The sequence below is a fragment of the Pseudomonas sp. P7548 genome, from assembly GCF_013386585.1.
GTDB lineage: Bacteria > Pseudomonadota > Gammaproteobacteria > Pseudomonadales > Pseudomonadaceae > Aquipseudomonas.
Map to the genome: position 1 here is coordinate 46,473 of NZ_JACARO010000020.1, position 14,614 is coordinate 61,086.

The window sequence follows — 14,614 nt, forward strand, 5'->3', positions numbered from 1 at the left end:
CCGGTACAGAGAATTCTTATGACTCGCTTAACGTTGTAGGCGAGGACGTTCAAGCTCATCTGCGCACTTACCCGCGTTGGCGCTTGCGGACTTCGGAGTCAGAGAAGTTAAGGTTTTTATTCAGCCGCCGTCGGATTCGCACACTGTGACGAAGTTAATAGGTAAGAGAATAAGGAAAAGCGCACCTTAGTATTAGCTATTATGATACCGAGAATGCACATGCTGAAATCCTGATGATGAACTCATAGACTCATTTCGTACCCGGACCTCGCGCCGGATCCAACAACTATAAAAAGTAAGCGGAGACACGAATGAGTAAGCAAGTATCGTTCGAAGACCTGCCGCTGACCCGCTTCCATATCAGGACGGTGTTCAGTGGTACCGGTGGTCAATTCAGTGATGGCTTTGTGCTGGGAATTATCGGCATCGCTGTGAGCATGGCGGCGGGTCCGCTGCAACTCACCGCGTTGTGGATGGGGCTGCTGGGTGCTGCGTCGCTCGCCGGCCTTTTCTTGGGCAGCCTGATCGCAGGCCCACTTGCCGACAAGTACGGGCGTAGGACTATTTTCGCCTGGGACATGCTGTTGTTCGCCACCATTTCCGCCTCCCAGTTTTTCGTCTCCTCACCCGAACAACTACTGGTGTTGCGTCTACTGCTGGGCCTTGTGCTGGGCTTCGATTATGTCGTCAGCAAGTCGTTAGTCACGGAATTCGCCCCGCGCAGATACCGAGGGCGGCTGCTCAGCATACTCGCCGTGGCGTGGGCAGGCGGCTATGTCGCTGCTTATCTGGTGGGCTTCGCCGTTCGCGATATTGGCCCCGATGCTTGGCGCATCATGCTGGCATTGAGCGGCGTTCCCGCACTGCTCATCCTGCCGTTGCGCATGGGCGTGCCTGAGTCGCCGATCTGGTTGATGGCTCGTGGGCGTACCGAGGAAGCCATGGATATTGTGCGCAGTAAGTTTGGGCCCAATGTCAGCCTGCCGGAGCCTGTAAGTACACCGAAGAAGAAAGGTGGCAACTGGGCTGAGTTGTTCAGCAAACGCTGGCGCAAGAACACCGTGGTCGGGTGCGTCTTCTACACCTGCCAGGTTATTCCGTTCTTCGCCCTGGGCACCTTTTCTCCAAGAGTCTTGGAAGCACTGAACGTCGGAGACAAATTTGTCGGTGGCCTGGTTTACAACGTGCTGCTGATGCTGGGGGCAATCCTTGGCTTGTTGTGTATCGACCGGATCTCGCGTCGCGCATTTCTCGTCGGCACCTTCTACCTGAGCGCGTTGAGCCTTGCCGTGCTCGCGTATGCCGGTTTCGGCGCCTTCGGTACGATTCTGGCCTTTGGCCTTTTTGCCTGCATTCTAACTGCCGCGGTAAACCTTGAATTCGTATATCCCCCCGAGCTTTTCCCGACCCATCTGCGTGCGTCCGGTATCGGCCTTGCGGTTGCGTCCAGCCGTTTCGGCTCTGCGTTTGCAACGTTCCTGCTACCGATTGCCGTGCAAAACCTCGGCATTCAGACGGCATTGGGCATTTGCGTCGGCGTGTTGATATTCGGTGGAGTGTTCTGCCACCTGTTTGCGCCGGAAACCAGCAAGGAAGAACTCTCTGGCGTAAATCCTGACGGACGCGGTCAAGCGACAGCCTTCGTCACGCCGGCCACAGTCCCCGAAGGGAAGTGACGGGCGAGTAAGCGATAGTCGCACTAAAGTCTTCCCGACCTGATAGAGCGAGAACAGACCTAATGGCAGCGAACAAATTCATCGACATGTATGCGGTTCAAGTGTTCATCGCAGTGGCCGAGGAGGGCAGCATGTCGGGTGCAGCTGCACGCATGGGGATTTCGCAGTCGGGTGTTTCGCAGATGGTCCGCCAGCTTGAGGAAGAGCTGGGTGTGATCCTGGTGGATCGATCCTCTCGCCCTCTGGTCTTGACCACTTTTGGGATAGCGTTGCGCAATCGCGGTTCAGTGTTGAGTGAGGAACTTTTCCATCTAAAGGCTCAAGTTTTGGATGCCGGGCGCGGAGTGAAGCCCGACCTGCGAATCGGTCTTGTCGATTCCTTCGCCGCGACCTGCGGCTCGGCTTTCACCAAGAAACTGTTGGGGAAGGTCGCACAGTTATCGATTCGTACCGGCTTGAGTCCGCAGCAAGGGGAGGCACTGTTGCGTCGTGACCTGGATTTGATCGTCACCAGCGATCCACTCATGGATGCCAATGACCTGATCCGCTACCGACTATTTTCGGAAAAATACTTTGTCATTACCCCCAAGGATTTGAACAAGAACATCGCGACCATTGAAGACATCCGGGTGATGGCCAACGTCATGCCCGTGGTCCGCTTCAACCGTGGTTCCCAGGTTGGGCTGCAGATCGAGCGCCATCTTCGCAGCTTGAATGTCCGAGTGCCTAATCGACTGGAACTGGACAACGCTGACGCCCTGACCTCAATGGTTGCAGAAGGTATCGGCTGGGCGGTAACGAGCCCGATGTGCTTTCTCCAAGCATCGGCCTGGGTTGACAAGGTGACGGTACACTTGACCCCTGAGCTGGGGCTGGAAAGGTCGCTCTATTTGGTCGCACGAAGAGATGAATACAGCGCTTTTTTTGCAGATGCCTGCGAAACAGCGCGTGAGGTAGTTCTCAACTCATTTTTGCCACGGCTGCAGTCCATGGGCTGCGGGGTTGAGACGTTAATAAATTCTAACGAGGGCAGTACTCTTGAATACTTTTGAATCCAAAGAATACCGACTGGAGCGCGACTACGTAGGTGAAGTCCAGATCGCTGCTGGCAAACTCTATGGCGTGAACTCGGTGCGTGGCTTCGATAACCTCACCGTTTCTTCGCTGACTGTCGCTCACTATGCCGCGTTTCGTAATGCGTTCGCCCAGTGTAAGTGGGCGGCAGCGCTCGCGAACCTGGATAGCGGCGTACTGGCGAGTGAGCAATGCAGTGCCATCGTGCAGGCATGCAAGGATGTGATTGATGGCCAATGCGATGACTCCCTGATTGTCGATCTGTTGGAAGGTTCAGGTGGTACCTCCACGAACATGAACTTCAATGAAGTGATTGCCAACCGTGCCCAGCAGGTCATGGGGCATCCGGCTGGCTCCTACCAAATCATTCACCCGAACGACCACGTCAATATCTCGCAGTCGACTAACGATGTTTATCCGGCAGCGATGAAGATTGCGACCTACGCAATGTTCGGACCTCTGATCACCGAGGTCATGAAGCTCGCCAAACAGTTCGACCAGAAGGCTGAGCAGTTTGCGGATGTCCTGCACCTGGGCCGTACCTGCCTGCAAGACGCCCAACCTATGCGCTTGGGGCAGTTGTTTTCCGGTTACGCTTCACTCACCCATCGCCTCGCTGCAGAGCTGCTCAACGTACGCGATAAGCTACGTACTCTCCCGCTCGGTGGCACGGCCATCGGCACCGGATTTGGTGCACCGCCGGCCTACAGAGCATTTGCTTTCGCACACTTGGAGGCTATTACCGGCATCGAGTATCAGGCTCCGTCAAACCCCTTCGATGCAATGCAGAATATGGACGTGTTCTCTCGGGTTTCCGCAGAACTGCGCACATGCTCGGCTTCGTTGGCGAAAGTCGCCTCCGACCTGACGGTATTGTCATCGGGTCCAGTGGGCGGCATTGGCGAGTTGACGCTGCCAGAAGCCCAGGCGGGCTCGTCGATCATGCCGGGTAAGGTCAACCCGGTGTTGCCAATGTCGATGATCCAATTGAGTTTTGCGGTGATCGGCAACGATGTGGCCGTAGCCCAGGCCGTGCAATACGGCGAACTGGAAATCAACCATTTCGAGCCAGTGGTTGCCTCCCGGGTATTTGACAGCATTACGCTGCTGACCAATGGCATCCAGCGCTTCCGTGAGAAATGCGTCGCAGGGATCACCGCCGACGTAGCACGCAACGAGCAGCACCTGACTGAGTCGATGGCAGTTGCCACAGCCTTGGTGCCGACGCTCGGTTATGCGCAAGTCAGTAAGCTCGCCCGTCAGTCGGTGGCGCAAGGCCGTTCACTGCTGACGATTCTGGAAGAGTCCGGGATCCTGTCTCGGGCAGAGGCGATGGCGGCCATCGATAAGGCGTCATATCCGGTCTTTGCAAACTGACTCAAGTAATCAATCGGCCGCATTAAAGTGGCCGCTTGAACTCACCTGCAATTGTTTGTTGTGTTCAAGTTGATGAGGCTGTCACACACTTTTGCACGAGGTGTACATCCGTGGGTAATAGCATGGGTTTTCGCCTTTTTAAATGTTTATTGAAAAATCGCTGTTGATAATTACGCAGGCCATCAAGTTGTTAGTGATTGGCGCGGGTACGCTGTGACTCCGTTTAAAGAAAAATATATGAACGTTAACGAATGCACTCTAATTAACGAGTGTGTCATTAATTTTTCGAGGGTGAAACAATGAAAGCTTTGAAAAGAAGCGTGTTCGCAGGCATCTTAACGGTGTTGTCGATTTCGACTGTCAACGCTCAACCCCAACCACCGAAAGACCTTCCCCATGTCGCCGTGCTGGCGACTGGCGGCACCATTGCTGGCACGGCGGATCAGGAGACCCAGACCACGGGCTACAAGCCTGGTGTGCTTACTGCTGCGGCGCTGCTCAAATCTGTCCCGTCGTTGGACAAAATAGCCAAAGTGAGCGGCGAGCAGATTGTTAACATAGGTAGCGACAATGTCGACAATGAAGTCTTACTGAAGCTCGCCAAGCGGGTGAACGAGGTACTCGAAAGCCCAGATGTATCGGGTGTCGTGGTTACGCACGGCACTGATACGCTTGAAGAGACCGCTTATTTCCTGAATTTGGTCGTCAAAAGCGACAAGCCCGTTGTAGTCACCGGCTCGATGCGCCCGGCCAGTGCAATTGGCGCCGACGGCCCTAGCAACATTCTTCAGGCGGTGGCTGTTGCAGCTGCACCAGAGGCCCGCGGGCGAGGCGTGATGATCGTGATGAATGATCGTATTGGCTCCGCACGTTATACGACCAAGACGGATGCCAACTCTGTCGATACATTCAAACCCGTGGGTGGCGGTTATCTCGGAACCCTCGTCAATCAGCAACCTATTTTTGAAACGCGCGTAGTCAAAAAGCATACTGTCGAGACGCCATTCGATGTCTCCAAGCTGACCGCATTACCGAAGGTCGACATTATTTACGGTTACCAGAACGATAACGGCTACATGTTCGATGCTGCAGTTGCGAACCACGCGAAGGGTATTATCATTGCCGGCGTAGGGGCCGGGAGCGAATCGCGCTTCATCTTGCCAGCTATCAAGAAGGCAATGGAACAAAATGTCCTGATTGTTCGCTCCACGCGCACTGGCGCAGGTTTCATTCCAGAAGATGAAGCCTATCCGGGCCTGCTCGGTGATAGCTTGAATCCTCAAAAAGCCAGAATCCTTCTGATGCTCGCTCTGACCGTAAGTAGCGATCCAGCGAAGATTCAGGAGATGTTCCACACCTACTAGGCCCCGGATTAAATCGTCCTTCTACTTCCCCCCAGTCACATCAAGAAACGTTCCAGTAATAAATGAAGCCTCGGCACTCGCCAGCCACAAGACAGCTCGCGCCACTTCCTCAGGCTGGCCGCCGCGGCCCATGGGGATCGAGTCTTTAACCCGGTCTACACGCCCAGGCTCGCCACCGCTGGCGTGCATGTCGGTGTAGATGTGGCCGGGGCGGATGCAGTTGACGCGGATACCGTCGCGCGCCACCTCTTTGGCGAAGCCGATGGTAAAGGTTTCAATAGCGCCTTTAGTCGCCGCGTAGTCCACATATTCGTTCGGGCTGCCCAGCCGGGCCGATGCCGAAGAGATGTTGATCACCACGCCGCCAGGCCCGTTGTGTCGATAGGCCATGCGCTTGATTGCCTGCTGCGCACACAGGATTGGCCCGATAGCGTTGACGGTAAACAGGCGCTGCATCCGCGTGAAGTCGAGGTCTTCCAGGCGCGATTGCGGCGCCAGCATGGCAGCGTTATTGACCAGTACATCGAGGCGCCCGAATTCGCGGTCGATGGCGGCGAATAAATCAGCAATCTGTTGCGGGTCTGCATTGTCGGCGCGTATCGCCAGTGCTCGGCGTCCGAGCGCTTGCACATCAGTGACCACCGAGCGTGCGGCGGATTCGTCGCGGACGTAACTGATCGCCACATCGTATCCGCGTGAGGCCGCAAGTCGTGCAGTGGCCGCACCTACACCGCGACTGCCACCGGTGATCAGGATGATGGGGGGTTGAGTGAGTGTATTCATGACGCGAACCTCTAGGTATGACAGAAACAGGTGGCCTCAACCGATCAGGAAGGTGCCCGTCGCAATCACCGCACACGCTAGAAACTTGCGCGGGGTGAGGGCCTCGCCGAGAAAAAAATAGCCGATCAATGCTGCAAACAAGACGCTGGTTTCGCGCAACGCAGACACCGCGCCCATGGGCGCATAGGACATGGCGTAAATAATGATTGCGTATGCCAGCAACGAGACCAGCCCGCCCAAGAACGCTGTCGAGAAACCCGGTCGCAGGCTGAACAAGTCCCGCGCGCCACGCAGGCCTATATAAACCAATGGCATCAGCACGCCCCACAGGGCGCACATCCAGACCGTGTAGGCCAGCGGGGCGCCGGACAGTCGCGCGCCGATGCCGTCAGTGACGCTGTAGGCTGCAATGAAAACGCCGGTCCCCAGCGCGTAGGGCAGGCTGGGAGCCGCAAAGCGGCGCTTATGAAGCGCCAGGGAAATGATCCCGCCCGACACCAGCGCAATGCCCAGCAGCGCGCTCGCCGTCACGGTCTCCCCGGCGAACACCGACGCGGCGAGGGTAATCAGGATGGGCGAGGAGCCACGGGAGATCGGGTAGGTTTGCCCGAGATCACCCACTTTATAGCTGCGCACCAGGAACAGGTTGTAGCCAACATGCAGGACGGCGGACAGCACGGCGTAGAACCCACTAGCCGGGGCGGGTGCCGCCAAAAATACTGCGATGACAGCGCTGGCGATGGCAACCGCCACGCACATGATGGTCATCGACCACAGCCGGTCGGCGCCGCCGCGCAACAGCGCGTTCCAGCTAGCGTGCAGCAGTGCGGCAAAGAGGATGAGTAATACGATGTGATAAGGCATGCGCCATCCTAGGCAACCGGTGCACACGACTAAAGCGAAGTCCTTTCATTGCACTATGAGTAAATCCTCATGCTTTACAGGTAGCGCAGCTGAGCTTGGCTGGACTCAGCCAGGAGCCATTCGCGAAAGCTGACGACGTGGGGTTGGGCTTCAATGCCTTTCGGGCAGACAAAGTAGTAGGCGACCGGGGAGGCAAACGGTTCGTTGAACAGCCGCACCAGGCGGCCATCACTGATCTGCGCTTCGACGTGGCCGCTGCGGGCCAGTGCAACACCCTGGCCCAACAGCGCCGCTTCGATCGTCATATTGGTGTCTGCAAACCGAACGCTTTCATTGAGTGCAGAAATACCCACGCCCACGTGTTGAAACCATGCTTCCCATTTCGGCACAAGGTCGGCGCCGTCGCGCGTCAGCAGTGGGTAGCGCAATAGTTCGGCGGGGTCGTGCGGGGTGCCAAACCGGTCGAGCAGCGCAGGGCTGGCCACGGGGAAGATCTGTTCCCTGAGCAGGAACTCTGAATGCAAGCCAGGGTAATTGCCGTTGCCCAGGCGGATCGCGACGTCCGATTCGTCGCTTGAAAAGTGGATGGCTTTATCACTGGTTTCCAGCGTGATCAGAATGTCCGGATGCTGCTGCGACAGGCTCGGCAATCGGGGTAGCAGCCACTTGAGTGCGAACGAGTAGGTGGTACTCACCTTGAGGCGCACCCTGCCTTTTTGTTCCCGAAGGTCCGACAGTGTGGCCTCGAGTTTCATGAAAAACTCGCGCACGATGGGCGCAAGTGCAGCGCCTTCGGGCGTCAGCCGCAAAGATTTTCCACGCTGGAACAGCTGCAGGCCCCAGATGTATTCCAGGTGCTTCAACTGATGGCTGACGGCGCTTTGGGTGACGTGCAATTCTTCAGAGGCCGACGTAAACGTTGCATGCCGTGTGGCCACTTCGAAAGCACGCAACGCGGCAGTGGGGGGTAGGTCTCTCATTGGCGGTAACTCGGCGAGCTGCATGAGTGAAGGCTCATGTTAGTTCAATTGCGCACCGCCGCCGATAGTCATAACACCCACCCCAACCCCAACGCCTTATGCAGCGACGCGAAATCCTTCAACAACTCCGCATCCCCTGAGATCCGGCTCTCCTGGGCCTGATACCGCGTGCGCTCCGCATCCAGCCAATCCAACGTGCTCGCCGTGCCCGCGCGGTAGCGTTGCCGCGTCAGGTCCGCCGCACGTACCGCTGAGGATTCCACATTGCGCAACAGCACCACGTTCTGCCGCTGATTCCCGTACCGCGCCAACGCCACGTCCGCATCGCGCAGTGCACCGAGCACCACGCTCTTATAGTTCGCGAGTGCCTCGTCACGCCCGGCTTCGGCGCCTTTGACGCTGGCGGCGACGCGGCCGAAGTCGAGGGCGTTCCAGGTGAGGCGCGGCAGGATCAGCCAGGTGCCGTTGTCTTTGCGGGCGAGGTGGCCCGGGTCGCCGGCGGAGAAGGACAGGTCGCCCATCAGGCTGAGCTTGGGAAACCAGTCGGCGGTTTTTTCGCCGATCTGTGCGTTGCTGGAGGCCAGCTTGCGCTCGGCCACGCGGATGTCGGGGCGAGCTTTGAGGAGGGCGGCGGGGTCGGCCACGGGCACTTGGTTGGGGATGGCGGGCAGGGCGCGGGCGGTGGCGAGGCGGCTGTCCAGTTCACCGGGTTCCAGGCCGCAGAGCAGGCCCAACTGGTCGAGGGATTCGACGATGGAGGCTTGCAGGGGTAGGCGCTGGGCCCGGGTGTTTTCGGCTTGGGTGAGCACTTGTTCCAGTTGCAGTTGCGAGGCCACACCGCGCTCGCGCCGTTGCTGGGTGAGGTCCAGGGCCTGGTTTTCGATGTCGACGCTGGCGTCCACCAGGGCCAGTCGCGCTTGCTGGTCGCGCAGGTCGGTATAGGCCTGCACGACGTCGGCGGCGAGTTGCACCTGGGCGTCTGCGAGTTGGGCCTGCGAGGCGTCGGCTTCGGCACCGGCGGCTTCGACGGCGCGACGGGTACCACCGAAGAGGTCCGCTTCCCAACTGGCATCGAAACCGGCGAGGTACAGGCTCAACGGGCCGCGTCCGCCACCGCTGTTGCCGCCCAGGGCGGAGGTGTCGGGGGAGCGCAGCTTGAGCAGCGCCGCGTCGCCGGTGACCTTGGGCATCGCGTTGGCGCGGGCGCCGCTGAGGCTCGCGCGGGACTGGCGCAAACGTGCTTGCGCGGTGGCGATGTCAGGGCTGTTATGCAACGCCTGCTCCACCAGCTCATCGAGTTGCGTATCACCCAGGGTTCGCCACCACTGGGCGACTGCCGGCGCATTCGGCGCGGCGTTATCGGCATGGGGCAAGCGTCCGGCCGCCAGGGTTTTTGGCGCGACGGCAGGCGCGCCCTGGTAATCCGGGCCTACGGTACAGGCCGACAACAAACCAACGGTCAGCAGCAGGGGAAAGGAACGAGCAATCATGGTTATACCGTGCGCTTTTTCAGAATGAAGATCAGGGGCAGGCACGCCAGCATTGCGAGTCCCAGTAGGTAGAACGAGTCGTTGTAGGCCATCACCGAGGCCTGTCGCGCAATGTCATTGGCCAGTTGGGCGAATGCCTGCAACTGCGAGGCGGCGGCATCGCCACTCTGGGCCAGGTAGCTGGCGGTGTTGCTCGCCATGTGGTCCTGGGCCAGTTGGCTGTTGGCCAGGATGCCTTCGCGCAGGCGGTCGTCGTGGAAGTGGCTGCGACGGTCCATCAGCACGCCGAGCAACGCCAGGCCGATGGTGCCGCCGAGGTTGCGTGACATGTTGTAGAGCCCGGCCGCGTCGCCGGCGTCCTTGGTCTCGACCGAGCGCATCGACAGTTGGCTGAGGGGCATCATCACCAGGATCTGCCCGAAGCCGCGCAACAATTGCGACCAGACAAAATCATGGCCGACGCTGTCACCAGTGAGCTGGGTGTCGACGAAGCAACTGGCCCAGTACAACAGCAGGCCAGTGCCGACCATCCAGCGCAGGTCATAACGGCCGAGCATTCGCGGCAAAATCGGCATCAGCAGGAACGCCGGAATGCCCGACAGCAACATGATCGAACCCGATTGCTGGGCGTTGTAGCCCGACAGAATCCCGAGGAACTGCGGCACCAGATAGGCCGTGCCATACAGCCCGGCGCCGACGGTGGTGCCGATCAGCAGCACGCTGCCAAAGCTTCTGTTGAGCAGCAGTTGCAGGCGCAGGATCGGCGTACTCGAACGGAATTGCCCAACGGCGATCAGGAACAGCCCGGTGACGGTGGTGAGGGTCAGCCAGGTGATCAGTGTTGAGTCGAACCAGTGTTCACGCTGGCCTTCTTCCAGCACCACAGTCAGCGAACTCAAACCCATGGCCAGGCCGAGAATGCCCAGCCAGTCGGCGCTGATAAAGCGTTGCAGGTTCATGCGCTCGGTCGGCAGGCCGGTGATCAGCAGGGTGATCAGGGCAATGCTGATGGGCAGGTTGAGAAAGAAACACCAGCGCCAGTTGATGTTTTCCGTCAGCCAGCCGCCGATCACCGGGCCCAGCAACGGGCCGAGGATGACGGTCATGCCGAACATCGTGGTGCCAATCGCCAGTTGGTGCGGCGGCAGGCGCGTGCGCACGATGGTTTGTGCGGTGGGGATCATCGCGCCCCCGGCAAAGCCCTGGCCGATCCGCCCGGCAATCATCGCGCCGAGGCTGGAAGACAAGCCGCAGAACATCGAGAACGCGGTGAACATCAGCGCCGTGCCGATCAAGAAGCGGCGCAGGCCGAACACGCGGGTGAGCCAGGCGGCGAGGGGGATCATCACGATTTCCGACATCAGGTAGCCGGTGGCGATCCAGGTGCCTTCGGTGCCCGTGGCGCCGATTTGCCCCTGGATCTGCGGCAGTGCCGAGTTGGTGATCGACACGTCCAGGGTCGCCAGCAACGCGCCGAGCGCGCCGGCGGCGACGGCGATCCAGTCGGTCAGCGAGGCGTTGCGCGGTTTCTCGGCGGCCACCGTGGCCATCACGGCTTCAGCCATGATGGGTGTCCGCGCCTTGGGTGCGGGTGTCGACTTCCACCGTGGCCGACAAGCCCGGCATCAGGGCGACGCGCACGTCATCCGGTACATCCAGGGCGATGCGCACCGGTACGCGCTGGACGATCTTGGTGAAGTTGCCGGTGGCGTTGGACGGTGGCAACAACGCGAACTGCGCGCCGGTGCCCGGTGAAAGGCTGTCGATGTGGCCCTGCAAATCGCGGCCCGGCAGCGCATCCACGTGCACGGTGACGCTTTGCCCGGGGCGCATGTCGCCGATCTGGGTTTCCTTGTAGTTGGCGGTCAGGTAGATCGCGCTGATCGGCACCACAGTCAACAAGCGAGTACCAGGTTGCACGTACTGGCCCACACGCACGCCGCGATCAGCCACGCGGCCGTCCAGCGGGCTGCGAATGACGGCGTCATCCACGTCCAGTTGGCTCTGGGCTTCGCTGGCCTTGGCCACGCCAAGTTGCGCCTGGGCCTGCTTGAGTTGGGCCTCCAGCGTGCCATAGCGGGTTTGGCTGGAGCGCAACGCCGCTTGTTTGGCCGCGACGGTGCTGCGCGCCTGGGCCAATTGGTTGTTGAGCTGCGCCAAGCGCTCTTCCGGTTCGGCGCCGGAGCGGGCAAGCGGGGCGTAGCGGGCGACTTCGGTCTGGGCATGCCGTGCATCGGCCTCGGCGCCTTGCAGCTGGGCGCGGGCTTCGGCGATGGTCGAGTCCTGCTGCACCAGGTCGGCCTGGGCCTTGGCGTAGTCGGCGTTGCGTGCGGCGATGGTGGCCGTGGCTTCGTCGCTCACTGCCTGGTATTTGCGTGCATCCAGGCGCACCAGCACGTCGCCGCGCTTCACGTTCTGGTTATCGGCCACCAGCACGTCGGCGACGTAGCCATTGATCTTCGGCGCGATGCTGATGCTGTCTGCCTGCAGGTAGGCGTCGTCGGTGGTTTCGATAAACCGGCCGGTGAGCCACCACCAGGCGCCCCAACCCAGGCCGATCAGCAGGGCCACGGTGGCCAGTGTCAGGAGGATGCGCCGGGCCTTGCCGCGTTGGCCGTTGACGGTGTCTTCAGGAATGACCTGAGGGGAGGGCGGTGCAGCGGACATCGAGGTCGCTCCAAATTTATAACAGGTGGAATAAATTCCTTTTTTCGCGAAATTTTGTCAACTGGTATATTTTGATCCGATCTTGACAGGGAGCTGCACATGGCACGACATAAACCTGCCGCCGAAGGTGGTTACCAGCGCGGTGAAGAAACCCGCGCGCGGATTGTCGAGGCGGCGGTCGCGGTATTTGGCGAGCGTGGCTACGAAGGCGCGTCCACCCGCGACATCGCCAGCGCGGCCGGGGTCAACGCGCCTGCGATCCAGTACTACTTCGATGGCAAGGAAGGCGTGTACCTGGAGTGTGTCGAACACTTGATCGCGCTGTTGTGGCGCAAGATGGCGCCCTCCGTGGAAGCTGCCGAGCACGCGTTGGCCGATGACGGAACCGACGATGCGGTCCTCATCGATGCGTCACTGGGCATCCTGGGCACGGTGGTGTCGACGATCCAGGACAGCCCCCAGACCAGCGCATGGCGCGCTTTCCTTGATCGCCACCAGGCCGGCCTGTGCCCGGAAAGCGCAACGATGGCGTTTGAAGAACGCTTCAAGGCGCGCATCGGCCGGGTGATCCGCCAACTTATCGCGCGCCTGGCCGGTTTTGCGGTCGAGGACGATCGTACGGTGATTCATTCCATGGCGCTGTTTACCCAGGGCCTGGCGTTTCGAGTGCAGAAGCCCAAGTTGCTCGCGGCCCTGAAGTGGACCGAAATCAGTCAGGCAGAAATGGTGCAGGTGCGTGACGTGGTGCTGATGCAGGCACGCTTTACGCTGGAAGGGTTGGTGAGGCAGCGAGGCCTCAACGATGCTTGATGCACACCCTGTTTGTCTGGAGGGCCAGCCGATCACCGCGCCGAATACGGCACACCCAGCGCCCACCGCGATTGCCAGTGCTCCACATACTGGCGCGCCACTTCCGGCTGATTACGGATGACCACCACGTTCTCCGAGTTCAGCGTTTCGGCCGAGGCGGCGTAGTTGAACGAGCCGGTCTGCACTGTGGTGCCGTCGACGATGAGGGTTTTATCGTGCTGCAGGTGGAAATGATCGCTGGTGCGCAGTTCCACGCCGTTGCGGCTCACAAAATCCATGGCTTTCTTGCTGGCCTTGCCCAGGTTGCGTTTTTTGTCGATGACCACACGCACGTTCACGCCGCGCTGTTTGGCCTCCACCAGTGCCTGGGCGATGTCTGTGGCCTGAAAGGAGTAGGCGAGCATTTGTATGCTGTGTTGGGCGCTGCCGAGGGTGTCGAGCACCAATTGGCGGGCGGTGCCCTCCGGTGAAAAGCCGACCTGGATGTCGGGAGCGGCGAAGGACACGGTCGGGACGCCCAGTAAAGCAATCAGTGCGATGCAGCGAATATTCCACATGGTTCAGCTCCCAGAAGAATTGGGTCAATAGGCTTCGCGTGGAATCAAGGAAACGAATTCCGACTTGAAGATAGTCTCCATCACGCGCATGAAATCCGACGCCAACTGTGAGCGCTGCTGGTGGCCGGGAAACACGATGGACACTTCGAACGGGATGTCCTGGTCGAGTTTGCGGAACGTGATCCCAGGGTATTTCGTGTAGGACGCCGTAAAGGGATCGCAGATCGTAATGCCCAGCCCACCCGCGACCATCCCGCATGCCGAATGGGCCGCCGTGGTTTCCACCGACGAATGCCCAACCACACCGCGTGCCTCCATCGCGGAGCGGATGCGGCGCTGCAACGGGTTGTTCGCGTTCATCGTCACCAGCCGCCGCCCGTGCAGGTCGTCCAGGGTCACCACGCTTTTGCTGGCCAGCACATCCTCTTTCGGCATCACGCACACCGCACTGATCGGCGGCAAGGGAATGGCAAAAATACCGGGGTACTCGCCCGAGGGGATCTGCACAAAACCGATGTCCAGCTGGTTGGCCGAGGTCAATTCCAGAATGCCCAGGGAGTTGCGTACATCCAGCGAGGTTCTGACTTCCGGATGCCGGCGGGCGAAGCGGCAAACGCCCTCGGCCACCACACTCAAGCCCAATGTGCTCATGGCGCCGATGCGCAAGGTGCCCGTACGCAACGTGACCAGGTCTTGCGCTACACGCTCGATGCGCTCGATGCCCTGATAGAACTTGTCGACCTCGGCATACAGCACCTGGGCTTCGGCCCCCGGGATCAGCCGGTTGCCTTCACGTCGGAACAGCCGGATCGACAACGCCGTCTCGAGGTCACGTATCAACCGGCTGACGGCGGGCTGGCTGACTTGCAGGGCTTCTGCGGCGATGGTCATGCTGCCGGTCAGCATCACCGTCCTGAAGGCTTCCAGTTGGCGGGGGTTGAGTTTCATTGTTCGGCTCGGCGCTAAATAGGG

The 14,614-nt window shown here is 59.9% G+C and carries 13 protein-coding genes; 5 read left to right on the top strand and 8 right to left on the bottom strand.

Going from position 1 to position 14,614, the window contains the following annotated elements; genetic code table 11:
- The first annotated feature begins 311 nt into the window (after positions 1 to 311).
- From HX803_RS11400 to HX803_RS11415, 4 genes are all read left to right on the top strand, one after another.
- Positions 312 to 1,676: an MFS transporter gene (locus HX803_RS11400; protein WP_178920611.1), complete on the top strand. Its 1,365-nt coding sequence runs from the start codon at positions 312 to 314 to the stop codon at positions 1,674 to 1,676.
- Positions 1,677 to 1,738: 62 nt separating this feature from the next.
- On the top strand, positions 1,739 to 2,728 hold the full coding sequence (locus HX803_RS11405) for a LysR family transcriptional regulator (RefSeq protein WP_178920613.1): 990 nt from the start codon (positions 1,739 to 1,741) through the stop codon (positions 2,726 to 2,728).
- Positions 2,715 to 4,127 carry an aspartate ammonia-lyase gene (locus HX803_RS11410; RefSeq protein ID WP_178920615.1) on the top strand — a complete coding sequence of 471 codons (1,413 nt, stop codon included), beginning with the start codon at positions 2,715 to 2,717 and terminating at the stop codon, positions 4,125 to 4,127. The genes HX803_RS11405 and HX803_RS11410 overlap by 14 nt, the downstream gene beginning before the upstream one ends.
- A gap of 299 nt (positions 4,128 to 4,426) precedes the next feature.
- Positions 4,427 to 5,491 (top strand): type II asparaginase, encoded by a 1,065-nt coding sequence (locus HX803_RS11415; protein WP_178920617.1) that lies wholly within the window; start codon positions 4,427 to 4,429, stop codon positions 5,489 to 5,491.
- A 21-nt stretch (positions 5,492 to 5,512) separates the two neighbouring features.
- Here the strand turns inward: HX803_RS11415 and HX803_RS11420 are convergent, their stop codons facing one another.
- The 6 genes from HX803_RS11420 to HX803_RS11445 form a co-directional block, all read right to left on the bottom strand.
- Complete coding sequence (locus tag HX803_RS11420) at positions 5,513 to 6,274, bottom strand: SDR family oxidoreductase (RefSeq protein WP_178920619.1); 762 nt, start codon at positions 6,272 to 6,274, stop codon at positions 5,513 to 5,515.
- 36 nt (positions 6,275 to 6,310) lie between these two features.
- On the bottom strand, positions 6,311 to 7,138 hold the full coding sequence (locus HX803_RS11425; protein WP_178920620.1) for a DMT family transporter: 828 nt from the start codon (positions 7,136 to 7,138) through the stop codon (positions 6,311 to 6,313).
- 74 nt (positions 7,139 to 7,212) lie between these two features.
- Complete coding sequence (gene gcvA / locus HX803_RS11430) at positions 7,213 to 8,118, bottom strand: transcriptional regulator GcvA (RefSeq protein ID WP_178920807.1); 906 nt, start codon at positions 8,116 to 8,118, stop codon at positions 7,213 to 7,215.
- A gap of 68 nt (positions 8,119 to 8,186) precedes the next feature.
- Positions 8,187 to 9,608: an efflux transporter outer membrane subunit gene (locus tag HX803_RS11435; RefSeq protein WP_178920622.1), complete on the bottom strand. Its 1,422-nt coding sequence runs from the start codon at positions 9,606 to 9,608 to the stop codon at positions 8,187 to 8,189.
- A 2-nt stretch (positions 9,609 to 9,610) separates the two neighbouring features.
- Positions 9,611 to 11,173, bottom strand: a complete 1,563-nt coding sequence (locus HX803_RS11440) for an MDR family MFS transporter (RefSeq protein ID WP_178920624.1) — start codon at positions 11,171 to 11,173, stop codon at positions 9,611 to 9,613.
- Positions 11,166 to 12,275 carry an HlyD family secretion protein gene (locus tag HX803_RS11445; protein ID WP_178920626.1) on the bottom strand — a complete coding sequence of 370 codons (1,110 nt, stop codon included), beginning with the start codon at positions 12,273 to 12,275 and terminating at the stop codon, positions 11,166 to 11,168. Before HX803_RS11445 ends, HX803_RS11440 begins: the two co-directional genes overlap by 8 nt.
- 99 nt (positions 12,276 to 12,374) lie before the next feature.
- Between HX803_RS11445 and HX803_RS11450 the strand changes: the two genes are divergently transcribed.
- Positions 12,375 to 13,085 (top strand): CerR family C-terminal domain-containing protein, encoded by a 711-nt coding sequence (locus tag HX803_RS11450; RefSeq protein ID WP_178920628.1) that lies wholly within the window; start codon positions 12,375 to 12,377, stop codon positions 13,083 to 13,085.
- 32 nt (positions 13,086 to 13,117) lie between these two features.
- Here the strand turns inward: HX803_RS11450 and HX803_RS11455 are convergent, their stop codons facing one another.
- Positions 13,118 to 13,642, bottom strand: coding sequence for a phospholipase D family protein (locus tag HX803_RS11455; RefSeq protein ID WP_178920630.1), 525 nt, complete (start codon positions 13,640 to 13,642; stop codon positions 13,118 to 13,120).
- Between the two features lie 24 nt (positions 13,643 to 13,666).
- On the bottom strand, positions 13,667 to 14,590 hold the full coding sequence (locus HX803_RS11460; protein ID WP_178920632.1) for a LysR substrate-binding domain-containing protein: 924 nt from the start codon (positions 14,588 to 14,590) through the stop codon (positions 13,667 to 13,669).
- Positions 14,591 to 14,614 lie beyond the last annotated feature (24 nt).

What these genes read in the sequence shown, in the direction of transcription:
- gcvA (WP_178920807.1), bottom strand. Translation starts at nt 8,118, where the DNA reads ATGAGAGACCTACCCCCCACTGCCGCGTTGCGTGCTTTCGAAGTGGCC.
- HX803_RS11460 (WP_178920632.1), bottom strand. Translation starts at nt 14,590, where the DNA reads ATGAAACTCAACCCCCGCCAACTGGAAGCCTTCAGGACGGTGATGCTG.
- HX803_RS11405 (WP_178920613.1), top strand. Translation starts at nt 1,739, where the DNA reads ATGGCAGCGAACAAATTCATCGACATGTATGCGGTTCAAGTGTTCATC.
- HX803_RS11415 (WP_178920617.1), top strand. Translation starts at nt 4,427, where the DNA reads ATGAAAGCTTTGAAAAGAAGCGTGTTCGCAGGCATCTTAACGGTGTTG.
- HX803_RS11455 (WP_178920630.1), bottom strand. Translation starts at nt 13,642, where the DNA reads ATGTGGAATATTCGCTGCATCGCACTGATTGCTTTACTGGGCGTCCCG.
- HX803_RS11440 (WP_178920624.1), bottom strand. Translation starts at nt 11,173, where the DNA reads ATGGCTGAAGCCGTGATGGCCACGGTGGCCGCCGAGAAACCGCGCAAC.
- HX803_RS11435 (WP_178920622.1), bottom strand. Translation starts at nt 9,608, where the DNA reads ATGATTGCTCGTTCCTTTCCCCTGCTGCTGACCGTTGGTTTGTTGTCG.
- HX803_RS11420 (WP_178920619.1), bottom strand. Translation starts at nt 6,274, where the DNA reads ATGAATACACTCACTCAACCCCCCATCATCCTGATCACCGGTGGCAGT.
- HX803_RS11445 (WP_178920626.1), bottom strand. Translation starts at nt 12,275, where the DNA reads ATGTCCGCTGCACCGCCCTCCCCTCAGGTCATTCCTGAAGACACCGTC.
- HX803_RS11425 (WP_178920620.1), bottom strand. Translation starts at nt 7,138, where the DNA reads ATGCCTTATCACATCGTATTACTCATCCTCTTTGCCGCACTGCTGCAC.
- HX803_RS11400 (WP_178920611.1), top strand. Translation starts at nt 312, where the DNA reads ATGAGTAAGCAAGTATCGTTCGAAGACCTGCCGCTGACCCGCTTCCAT.
- HX803_RS11450 (WP_178920628.1), top strand. Translation starts at nt 12,375, where the DNA reads ATGGCACGACATAAACCTGCCGCCGAAGGTGGTTACCAGCGCGGTGAA.